Consider the following 10455-nt stretch of genomic DNA (forward strand, 5'->3'; position numbering starts at 1 on the left):
TAAATTTTAAGCGTGGGATTTTGCGGATCGGCTTTGATTTTTAAAAACAGAGGCTGATTTGACGAGAATTTGACGTTAGGTTTGCCTTTTAAAATTTGACGAATTGCCCATAATCTCTCGCCAAAGCGGATAAAATTGCTTGCCTTTTTGGCAAATCCCACTAATCGTAAATTTGAGATTTTTACGTCAAATTTATGGGAAAATCAACGTAACGTATTTTGGCGTTTTTATTGATCAAATTTGCTTAGACAAGCCAAAAATCCTGCGCGAAACAGAGCTAAATTTTAACCTTCTCCCACGGCTCAATCCCGCCTGCAACCTCCTCAAAAACGCCTGCGATTTCTATATTTTTTACACCTAAATTTCGCTCGTAAGCCTTGATATCGCGCGATTTTAGCTTCTCTTGTAAAAAGGCGAATTCATACTCGATCTGCCCGCGAGAGACGGCTATTTTGGCTAAATTTCGCTCGTCAAATTCGCCCACCTTCGCTACGTCAAATTTATACCCGCGAGCGCAGGCCTGCGTGTAAACCCCCGCCAAATACGCATTTATCGCCTCTAGCGCGTTTTCATGCGCGTAAAAGCGGTCAAGCTGCGGGTGATTTTTGTAGCCTTTAGTAAGCCCAGCCAGCACGTTTTTAGCTAGCAGCGCCTCGCGCCAAAGTGCGACTAGCCCCTTTGCGTCGAGATATTTAAAGTTTATCGTCCAAAGCCTCATTTTCGCCTTTCGTTAAATTTCGTAGTCAAATTCGGCGCGCTTTGCGCCACAGCCTGAGCGGCGATAAATTCGCGCCTTAAATTTGGCCGCGCCCTAGATTAGAGGCTAAATTTTATCTCACCGCACCTTTAAATTTGCCCGCTCATTGCAGCTTGCCTCTGCATAGCACGGGGATCTTTTCTACGACCTCACCGCCGCTAACGAGGTAGGCAAACTCGTGTAAATTTACGACGGGGCAGATGTGGTTCGGATAAATTTCGAGCCGATCGCCCACGCGCACGGCGTCTCGCAGCGCTCTGTCGTAGATGATCGCATGCTCGTCGTAAACGCCCTTTATCCACACCTTCGTGCCCTTTATGCGCCCGAGCCCGGGCGTTGCCGTAAAGCCCTCGGTGCGCCTTTGCTGAGTGAGCCCCTTGGCGCCGATATCGGTGATGATGCGATCCGCCGTAGGTTTGCTGATGACGGTCGTAAGGATGCTTGCGGCGTTCATCGAATAATCGCCGTATGCCTGCGCCTGCGAGGCATCCATAAAGATATAGGTGCCCGGGCGGATCTCGGTGACGCCTTTTAAAATTTCAAAATCATTGATGAGTGAGGGCGTCGAGCCGATGCTAACGACGCGTGCGGGTAGAGCTAGCTCGCGCGCGATATCCGCAAACTCCAGCGTGCGGCGCTGTGCGGCTAGGTGGATACACTCGCATTCGCTTTTATTAGCGGCTTTGTAGGAATGGCCGTCGTGGGAGAATACGCCGCGGAATTCTATATTTTTGCAGCTTTTTAGAAATTTTATAAACGCCGCGAAATCCTGCTTTTCCACGAAGCCCGAGCGGTTTTCGCCCACTTCGATCTCAGTAAGCACGCAGGCCTTTGTGCCGCTATGCTCAAAGGCGCGCTCTATCAGGCTCGCCTGCTCTATGCTATCTGCGCCGAAGCTTAAGTTTATCCCCGCGCGCAAAAGCGCGATGATGCGCTGAAATTTCAGCTCGCCCACGATCTCGTTTGCGATAAATATATCTTTCAGCCCGTTTGCCGCCATGATCTCGGCCTCGCCCGTTTTAGCGACCGTGATGCCTGCAGCGCCGATACTTTTTTGCAGCTTCGCGAAATAGGGCATTTTGTGCGTTTTGGTGTGCGGGCGCAGGCTCACGCCCGCGGCGTCCGCGTAGTTTTGCATCTTTTGCAGGTTGCGAAGCACGATCTCTTGCTCGATCAGCAACGCCGGCGTGTCGATGTCGGATATCTTCATAAACTTCCTCCTTGTTAAATTTACGAAATTTTAATTCAGCCGCGCTTAGTAGCTGCGCCCGTTTTGCGGCGGCGAAATTTTAAAATTTAGCGCGGCTTGCAAAGGGCAAAATTTATCTATCGCTTGCAAAAAGCGGAATTTACGCGCTTCTCGCAAAATATGGAATTTGCGCGCCGTAAATTTGTCGCTGCTTGCGAAATAGCGGTTTGCTCGCTGCAAATCGGCGCCCTTCGCGAAGCGTCTGAATTTGGCGAGTAGATTTGCGTTTCCTTACCGCACAAAGCAGTACCGGTAAAAGCAATACCGCGCGCCGCATGAAAAAGTCAAAATAAAATTTTAAAATGCGCCGAGTAAAAATCAATATGCGCGCCGTACCGCTAGGCTCACGGAGTTTTCAGCTCTGCTTCACGCCGTTTTATCCCTCGTGTGCCTGTTTTTATTGCGGCGCATATTCGCGTTAAATTTTTCGGCGAGCGACCCGGCGGACTAGCCGTTTTGCGCTGCTGTCTCTGTTTCCGCGCCGCCGCCCGTGTTTTCGCGCTGAATATTTAGCGCCACAACTCGTTTGCACCGCCGCTCGTGTTTTTAATAAAGCTAGTTTTGCGCCGCATGCTGCACATCTCCACTTATTTTAGTGCCGCCGCTCGTTTCCGCAGCGACACTTAATTTTAGCGCGCCTCGCCTCGAGATTTGTTATTTTTTGTCCTGAAGCACCTTGTCGCGCCATTTCGAGTTTGCTTTGTTGTCGGTCGCTACGTCCTTGGATATCTCGGCCGCCGCTTCGAAATTTTTACTCACGCCCTCTTTGGAATTCTCGTATTTTAGGGCGTTTTCGCTTTTGATGCCGATGCTGCGTGCTTCGCTTGCGGCGTCGATATTAGCGCCTAAAAAGATAAATTCCCAGTCGTATTTTTCTTGCTTGTCGCTAATCATCTTTTTGATCTGTGCTTTGGAGTATTCGCGGCTTGAGTTTTCCTGCCCGTCGGTGATGATGACGAAAAGCACGCGATTGTTTTTGGCATAGATATCCGGCACCCGCTCGATACGCGCTATCGTGCTGCCGACGGCGTCCAGTAGCGCGGTGTTGCCGCCGGCGTAGTACTCTTTGGACGTTAGGTTTTCGACCTTTTTAAGCGGCGTGCGGTTGTGGATGACGTTAAATTTCGTATCGAAAAGTACGGTCGTGACGCTGGCGTCGATGCCCTCTTTGCGCTCCTTTTCTATCATCGAGTTAAATCCGCCGATCGTATCGCTCTCAAGCCCGCTCATCGAGCCTGATTTATCTAAGATCAGCACCAATTCCAGGTGGTTTGCGCCGTCTTTATGATTAGGCGGCGTGGCGAGCTCTACGCTTTTGGCAAACAGCATGCCCGCAAGCGCGGCTACAAGAAGGATGATTTTTTTCATAGAGGCTCCTTTATTAAAATTTCGTTATTTTATCATCGCACTGCTTAACGGACAAAATTTCATCGCTAAAATTCCGCCGTTCGGCTTTGCTTCGTAAAATTCTAAAACAGAATTTCGCCGCGAAATTTTAAGGCGCAGAATTTTATACGGCACGGAAATTTGCACGCAAATTTTATGCGGCACGGAATTTTATGGCGCCGCAAAATCAAACGTCTGCGGATCTGCTCCGTTTTGCGCTGAGGTAGCTTCCGATCTCGCTTATTAAGACGCCTGCGAGGATGAGCGCCGCGCCTAAAATTTGCATCGCGCTTAGCCTCTCGCCGCCCACGAATACGCCCATAATGCCCGCCGTTACGGGCTCTAGCGTGAAAAACAGAGCGGTTTTTACGGGCGTCGTGTATTTTTGCATCAAAGCCTGCGCAAAAAAGCCAAAAACCGTTCCCAACAGGCAGATCACCGCCATCGCGACGAAAAAGCTTCGGTCCATCACCGGCACGATGCTGACTCTTTCAAAAAAGATCGTCGCAAAGCAACAAAGCGCGCTTAGGCAGAGGATCTGTACGTAGGCGATACCAGCTACGTCGCAGCTTTGCACGAAGCGGTTGGTCAGCACGATGTGAAACGAATACGCGCAGGCGCAGACTAGCGCCAGCGCTTCGCCCTTGCCGAGGCCTAGCTGCGTGTCGCCGATGAGATAGAGCCCAGCGATCGCAAGCGCGATGCCCGCGTAGGCGTAGGAGTAAATTTTATGTCTAAACAGCGCCGCGGCGATGAAGGGCACGAGCGCGACGTTTAGGCCGATGATGAACGCTACGGAGGAGCTTTGCGCAAATTTAAAGGCGAAGGTCTGTGACGTAAAACCCGCGAATAAAAACAGGCTAAGCACCGCGCCGTGCTTGATCTCGCGCGAAGTTATGGCTTTGAGCTTCGGGAAAAATATCGCACCTGCGATGATGCTCGCGGCGAAAAAGCGCCAAAATAGCAGCACGAAGACGTTGTTGCTCGCAAGCGCCTGCGAGGTGGGCAGATACCCGAGCCCAAAAGCGATCGCTACGAAGAGCATTCCGATGTCGGCTCTAAATTCCAAACTTTTATTCATCTGCGTCCTTTTTGAAAATTTAAAGTCGTAATTCTACGAAATTTTAGATAAAAAATAGGCTAAATTTTGGCGGAGCGATTTGGAATTTTGGTTTTTAAGATCGCGAGTTAAATTTTAAGCGCCCGGCTCGTTTTTTGGGGTTTGCGTCAGGCTCATCTTTTTTGAACTTACGGGCGCTTGCGTTGGGCTCATCTTTTTTGAGCTTGCTCGCGCGATCATTGCACCGCGTGGATAAATTTAAAATTTAATCGCCAGCGCCCTCTTTGTCATTTTTTAGAATTTCTATGTTTGCGCGCTCATTCGCGCCTTTTAAGCTTATAGTTTTTTTTGAGCGCGGATTTAAGGGGAACTCTTGCCTCTTTTGATTTCATCATCTTATAGCGCCTCTTTCTTATCTCTGCTTCGATAAATTTTATATCTTGCTGTGCGTATGGGAACGAGAGCGTGAAATTTTTTCCGCTTTGCCCGTCTTCTACTATCAAAATTGGCATCTCGCCCCTCATCCCTTTATCCGTAAGGGCGTTTTCTATATCGATCTTTGTGCTAAATTTAAACGATAAAAATCTCCACTCTTTCCTTACGGTGCGGCTGTCTATTATGACGCCCTTTTCGGATAACGGCAGTATGGCAACTAGCATCATTGCAAGACCCATCACGATCACAAGTACGGTCTCGCCACTGCCTCTTTGTATATACCCGCCTACGCATAAAGGGTCGTTTGTATCAAAGCATGCAACTTTACCTCCGCCTCTTGTTGTTTTTATCCAAGGCTCATCAAACGCTACCAGCGAACCCCAGGATAAAAATAGCACGATAAGCATAGTTTTTGCTATGGGGCTAGGAGGTATGAGCCAGGCGCCCTTTTGCACGGTTTTATAAGAGGCTTTGCTTTTAAAAACCATGCTTTTAAAAATAGCAAGCCCAAACAGTAAAAGATTTATGCCGAATATCAAATATAAAAATATCATGCCGCCGCCTTAAATTTAGATATTTTTAACGTTAAATTAAGCCTAGGCATCTTGCTCGGTCGCTTTAGCTTTTGAAATTTTAGCGAGCTTTTTGGATATAAAATTTTGTAAAAAATCTATATCTTTTCGTGCATACAAAAATCCCGCCCCGAATTTAACGCCGCTAATTTTGCCTCGTATGCTGATTATTTTTATGCCTCTTATAAACCACACGACGTAGGTCATCTATCAAAGCTCTTTCATTAAATTTAGACGCTAATTTAGCGCTTTACTCTCTATCTTCGGCACTAAAATTTTGCTCGCTTAGCTTTTGGTGAAAATTTACTATAAACATATAGGCTTCTTCTATATGATAGTCGGAGAGTTTTACTAGCTCGCCTCCTATATATTCAGGCGGTCTTATTTTTGTATATGTTCTACGTCCCGCGACCAACACGCCCCTGTCTGGTATATTTAATAGATTATGAAAGGTTACATATTTTCCGAGATTGTCTATATATTTTTGATCAGTTACATTGTTTTCGCCGTCTATTTCAAGAAGAAGCAGGCGATCATCTTTTGATAACTTAAGCCCTATTAAATATTTGTCTTCCTTATATTTAGCGATAGAGGCTAGATAAAATGAATCTTTACTTTCATAAACGGTCGATTTTTTTATAAGCTCGCCGCGGCCATTTAGCTTTATAATATCGGCGGTATTGCTTGTTTCAAATAGCATCAAAATAGAGCCGTCGTCACTCTCGATCATATCTTTTAAAAAATACCCGTTCATATCTATTTTGGTTTCAAATATAAGGTTTCCGTCCGGATTAAATTTAAGAATTCCTAGCTCTTCTACGACCAGAATAAAATTTCCGTCACTCGTTTTTAATATCTTTATAAGACCGTCTTTCGGTTCTTTAATTTTCTTTACCTCCGGTTGCTTATCCGGGGATGTTCTATCGTAAATGTAACTGTTATAAAAAGTATCTGGCAGATGCGAAACGTCGATCGGTTTCTCCCAGATTATTTTTGCGTTTTTATCCATTCTAAATATATTATTTCCATAATCGCACGCCACAAATTCATCATTATCCGTCGGAGCTATCTGTTTTAGGGCGCGAGGAAGCGTATTTGAGATTTTATATGTCGCCTTATCTACGATGTAAGCCGCCTCTTCGTTTCCTAATACGTAGTAGCTTTGCATCTGAGCCGCTATTAAATTTCCCCTTCCGATAAAGCTTTTATCGATTATTTTTCTCCAAATTTCGCGCCCGCTCTTATCAACCTTCATAAAAAGATCGGGGCTTCTGCCGCTTTCGTATTCTCCGGCCAATATATATCCGTCGTCGGTAGATACGGCCATATTGATAGATGAAAAGCCGTTTTGAGAAAAAGGCAGATCCCAAACAGGCTTTGATTTGTCTATATTTTTACTCGAATCTTCCAGCTCTTTGCTTCCTATCTCATTTTTTATGGGTTCTTCTGTTAAAGTATTTGTATCATCGTTATTTTTTATAACGCTTATAAAACCTTTAAAATCGGACACTAAAGATATAATCATGCGGCGTTCGTCTAAAGGTATCGCCGAATTTACATCATCAGCCTCCGGCATATAATAGCTTTTTAGGCAGGTAGGCTCAAATCCGCCGGAAATATCTAAGACGTCTATGCTCGGCAAAGTCGTATCGTCCGAGCCGTCTTTGCTTCTAGACAAATATATTATTTCGTCATCCCCGCCGATATCAAAAGTATAAATTCTATTACTAACGGTATAGTTATTCAGATGCTCGATATCGTCTATGTTTTTGATGCTGTAAACATTAAGAGTATGAAGTTCGTTTGCGTATAGATATTTTTTATCGGCAGAAATTTGCAAATTTATAATGACTCCGAAATTATCTCGTTTATAAACCTCTTTTATGTTTTTCGGATCGCTCACGTCAAGCACATGAAGACCCGCGAAGTCGGACATGAAAACGTATTTGTCCGAGTATACAGCTATATCGCCTTTTTCTATCGGATTAAAGGTCTCCATACCTATAAACTCGCCTAACATTTTTATATTATCCGACGAAATATCTAAAATAACCATACCGTTTTTGGCTTTTACGTAGGCTAGTTGGTTATTTTCGCTTAGTTTTATTTTGGAGAAACCTTTGGCTTGAAATTTGGTCGTGATCTTTATATTTTTAGGATCTCTAACGTCAAGGCGTAGAATACCTAAATTTGGGCTTGCAATATATAGGCTTTCTCCGTCGTTTGACTCGGCCGCTTGGATATTTTCTACGTTATATCTAGCCTCCGGGAAATAAAAAAGCCCAAGCAACTCTATGTGGTCTAAATTTGATATATCTATCACGCTTATACCGTCTCTGTCGTGTCCGAGAGTATATAGCCTCTTTTTGCTCTGAGATACCATCATATCGCGCACTTCAAACGGAATTTGAACGGAGTTATTTATGATATCTTTTTTATATATCGTTACGTCTTTTTTGCTCGTAAATTTATTGCTTTTCTTACTACTAAATTTACCGCTATTTTGTGGAATTTCAGCTTTTCCTGCGCTCGCCTCTTTTTTCGGTATCGCATGCTGATCGATAGCTGGGCTTTGTTCTGAATTTTCGGACGCTTTATCGATAGGCGGAATTTGAACGGAGTTATTTGCGATATCTTTTTCAATCGTTGCGTCGTTCTTGCCGATAAATTTATCGCTGTTTTGCGGAATTTGAAAATTTTCTTTGCTCGTCTCTTTTTTCTGCATCGCTGACTGATCGATAGTAGAGCTCTGTTTTAAATCGTCGGGCTCTTTATCGATATATTTCATGCACAAAAAAGCAAGCGGCAGAATAACCATTAAAATAGCAAAGCATATCGTAAATTGTCGTTTTCTCTTTGCGTTAGGATCTATCATCTAAACTCCTTTATAAGTCCCCGATTTTCTCTTTTAAATTTATACTAAAGCGGCGTCTTTGTTCGTTCAAGGCGGCCGCTTTTCGTTAAAATTTAGATGCTGATTATATCAAAAAATGGGTCAAAAACTACTATTTCGATATTGTAATTTCGGACTTCTTAAGTCAAAACCAATGTTTCATTTAAAATAAATACGGACTAGTCTTACGCAGATCAGGTGCGCTTAGAATTTTACCTCACCGGCGTGATCTTGCCGCGCGAAAGTCGGATTAAATTTTGGCTCCGAAATCCTACGGCGCGCGGTTTATGACGTTGCGCGAAGTGCCTGTGCGCTCCTGTAATGCCTATATTCTTGCGCTGCGGCACGTTTCCTCTAAAATTGCTGCTTAAATTTAAATAACAACCCCTCGCTTTGAAAATATTTAAAATCGCGCAATATAATTGCGAACCTCAATCAAATAAAGATTGAATTTATCTCGCAAGGATCTACAATGAGCTCGCTTTTGAAGCGCAATAAAATTTTGTTTAACGTCCATCTTATTTTATCGATCGTTTTTTCTATCCCGCTGCTTATCATTGGCGTTACGGGCGCGATTTTGTCGTATCAGCACGAGTTTGAGGCGCTAATAAACGCGGGCTCTAAAAAGGTCGAAAAAACAGGCGAAATGCAAAGCGTGGAAAAAATTCTGCAAAGCTTTAGCGAGCAAACGGGCGTTAAACAGCCCGTAAGGCTCGTCGTACCCAAAAGCGATGACGAAGCCCTCGTCATTTACGCAAACAGAAATGATGCGTATCTGGTCGATCCGTACACTGCGCAGATCATCGGCAAGGATCGCGGCACGGGCTTTGTGCTAACAGTGATGGCGTTGCATCGAAATTTGGGCCTAGCGCTAAGCGGCAATAAAACCGCAGCCGAGGTCGGCAAACAGATCGTAGCCGCTAGCGCCACGGCGATGATACTGCTCGTAATAAGCGGCGTTTGGCTGCATTTTCCAAGGCTTAGGCGTAAATTTATCGAGGCGATAAAGCCAAATTTTAAACTCAAAAAATACGCTCTTTTTTATAACCTACACACGAGCCTAGGCTCGCTAAGTGCAGTGATTTACCTGCTTATCTGCTTAACCGGGCTTAACTGGTCGTATAGCTGGTATAACGATGCCGTGATGAAGCTTTTTGTAAGCTCGCAAAATTTACCGCAAGCTAGCGCGCCTAAAGCTGCCACTTCTAAAGATCACGCCGCCGCACCTGCTAAAGAGGAGAGCAAAAAGCCCGCTACATATAAATTTAGCGACGCGCAGAGGGCTTATGAGATATTCAGATCAAGCGGTATAGAGTATAAAGAATTTACCTTAATGCTCGCAGCCGGAGATAAGATCGGCGTCAGGTATTATGAGCCGGATGCGCCCGCTACCGCTCGTCCGAGAGGCGCGAGCGTGAAGCTAAATGAGGGCAAAATCGCGCAACAGAAGCAGACGGAGGGTATCACCGTGGGTGAGTTCAAGGACGCGAACTATCAGCTTCACACGGGCTATTTTTTCGGGCTAGCGGGTAAAATTTTATGGTCGCTCGTTTCGCTTTGTATGGCGCTTTTTATCTTTAGTGGCTTTTATATGACGGTAAAAAGGGCGTTTAAGCAGGAAAAGCCTTAATGAGCTCGATTAAATTTTACCTTGTCGGACGAGAATTTAACATCGAATTTTACGGCGAGGATTTAGCTAACGAGTAAAATCTACCGCTAAAATTCTGTGTTAAATCCTACTGTGGGCTTTAAAGATTCGAATTTTATCGTCGCTAATTCGACCGCGCTGATTCAACCGTAAATTCCACTGAGCCAAATCCACGCTTCTAAGCCTGTGCCTAACTCCGTATCATCGCAAAGAAAGAAAATCTGTTTATCTAAAAATCCATCGGTGTGAAGCCTAATGGTACTTTTTGGCGTGTGTGTGCTCAAAATCCTGCGTCTATTTATACCACAATCTAAGTAGCGTCGATAAAATCTATCTTACTATTAAAGCTAAAGCAAAAAATAGTATTCCCAAATCTGCGTTCAAGTGCTAAATTTACGTCATAAAACTCGCACATAATTTAATTTTATATTCATCAAATTTTAAGCGGGGGGGGG

Annotated in this window: 9 protein-coding genes; 1 reads left to right on the forward strand and 8 read right to left on the reverse strand. The window is 44.6% G+C overall.

The annotated features are described in order from the left end of the window. Window positions 1–277: 277 nt before the first annotated feature. The 8 genes from Q0323_RS06480 to Q0323_RS06515 all read right to left on the reverse strand — a co-directional run bounded on the left by Q0323_RS06480 (window position 278) and on the right by Q0323_RS06515 (window position 8334). Window positions 278–718 (reverse strand): pyrimidine dimer DNA glycosylase/endonuclease V, encoded by a 441-nt coding sequence (locus tag Q0323_RS06480; RefSeq protein WP_298052734.1) that lies wholly within the window; start codon window positions 716–718, stop codon window positions 278–280. Between the two features lie 142 nt (window positions 719–860). Next, the gene (locus Q0323_RS06485; protein ID WP_298052737.1) at window positions 861–1967 is read right to left on the reverse strand and encodes an alanine racemase; all 1107 of its coding nucleotides are present in this window, start codon (window positions 1965–1967) and stop codon (window positions 861–863) included. Window positions 1968–2012: 45 nt separating this feature from the next. After that, the gene (locus Q0323_RS06490) at window positions 2013–2186 is read right to left on the reverse strand and encodes a hypothetical protein (RefSeq protein WP_298052739.1); all 174 of its coding nucleotides are present in this window, start codon (window positions 2184–2186) and stop codon (window positions 2013–2015) included. A gap of 474 nt (window positions 2187–2660) precedes the next feature. Beyond that, window positions 2661–3374, reverse strand: coding sequence for a vWA domain-containing protein (locus Q0323_RS06495; protein WP_298052741.1), 714 nt, complete (start codon window positions 3372–3374; stop codon window positions 2661–2663). Between the two features lie 205 nt (window positions 3375–3579). Then, on the reverse strand, window positions 3580–4473 hold the full coding sequence (locus Q0323_RS06500; protein WP_298052743.1) for a DMT family transporter: 894 nt from the start codon (window positions 4471–4473) through the stop codon (window positions 3580–3582). 296 nt (window positions 4474–4769) lie between these two features. After that, the gene (locus tag Q0323_RS06505) at window positions 4770–5441 is read right to left on the reverse strand and encodes a hypothetical protein (protein WP_298052746.1); all 672 of its coding nucleotides are present in this window, start codon (window positions 5439–5441) and stop codon (window positions 4770–4772) included. Between the two features lie 42 nt (window positions 5442–5483). Beyond that, the gene (locus Q0323_RS06510; protein WP_298052748.1) at window positions 5484–5666 is read right to left on the reverse strand and encodes a hypothetical protein; all 183 of its coding nucleotides are present in this window, start codon (window positions 5664–5666) and stop codon (window positions 5484–5486) included. A gap of 43 nt (window positions 5667–5709) precedes the next feature. Continuing rightward, the gene (locus tag Q0323_RS06515; protein ID WP_298052751.1) at window positions 5710–8334 is read right to left on the reverse strand and encodes a hypothetical protein; all 2625 of its coding nucleotides are present in this window, start codon (window positions 8332–8334) and stop codon (window positions 5710–5712) included. Between the two features lie 490 nt (window positions 8335–8824). Between Q0323_RS06515 and Q0323_RS06520 the strand changes: the two genes are divergently transcribed. After that, window positions 8825–9982 carry a PepSY domain-containing protein gene (locus tag Q0323_RS06520; RefSeq protein WP_298052754.1) on the forward strand — a complete coding sequence of 386 codons (1158 nt, stop codon included), beginning with the start codon at window positions 8825–8827 and terminating at the stop codon, window positions 9980–9982. The last annotated feature ends 473 nt before the right edge of the window (window positions 9983–10455 follow it).

This window comes from uncultured Campylobacter sp., from assembly GCF_938030145.1.
In the GTDB taxonomy this organism is placed as follows: domain Bacteria; phylum Campylobacterota; class Campylobacteria; order Campylobacterales; family Campylobacteraceae; genus Campylobacter_B.

Coding starts and splice junctions, on each gene's coding strand:
- Q0323_RS06480 (WP_298052734.1), bottom strand. CDS start 718: ATGAGGCTTTGGACGATAAACTTTAAATATCTCGACGCAAAGGGGCTA.
- Q0323_RS06485 (WP_298052737.1), bottom strand. CDS start 1,967: ATGAAGATATCCGACATCGACACGCCGGCGTTGCTGATCGAGCAAGAG.
- Q0323_RS06495 (WP_298052741.1), bottom strand. CDS start 3,374: ATGAAAAAAATCATCCTTCTTGTAGCCGCGCTTGCGGGCATGCTGTTT.
- Q0323_RS06500 (WP_298052743.1), bottom strand. CDS start 4,473: ATGAATAAAAGTTTGGAATTTAGAGCCGACATCGGAATGCTCTTCGTA.
- Q0323_RS06505 (WP_298052746.1), bottom strand. CDS start 5,441: ATGATATTTTTATATTTGATATTCGGCATAAATCTTTTACTGTTTGGG.
- Q0323_RS06510 (WP_298052748.1), bottom strand. CDS start 5,666: ATGACCTACGTCGTGTGGTTTATAAGAGGCATAAAAATAATCAGCATA.
- Q0323_RS06515 (WP_298052751.1), bottom strand. CDS start 8,334: ATGATAGATCCTAACGCAAAGAGAAAACGACAATTTACGATATGCTTT.
- Q0323_RS06520 (WP_298052754.1), top strand. CDS start 8,825: ATGAGCTCGCTTTTGAAGCGCAATAAAATTTTGTTTAACGTCCATCTT.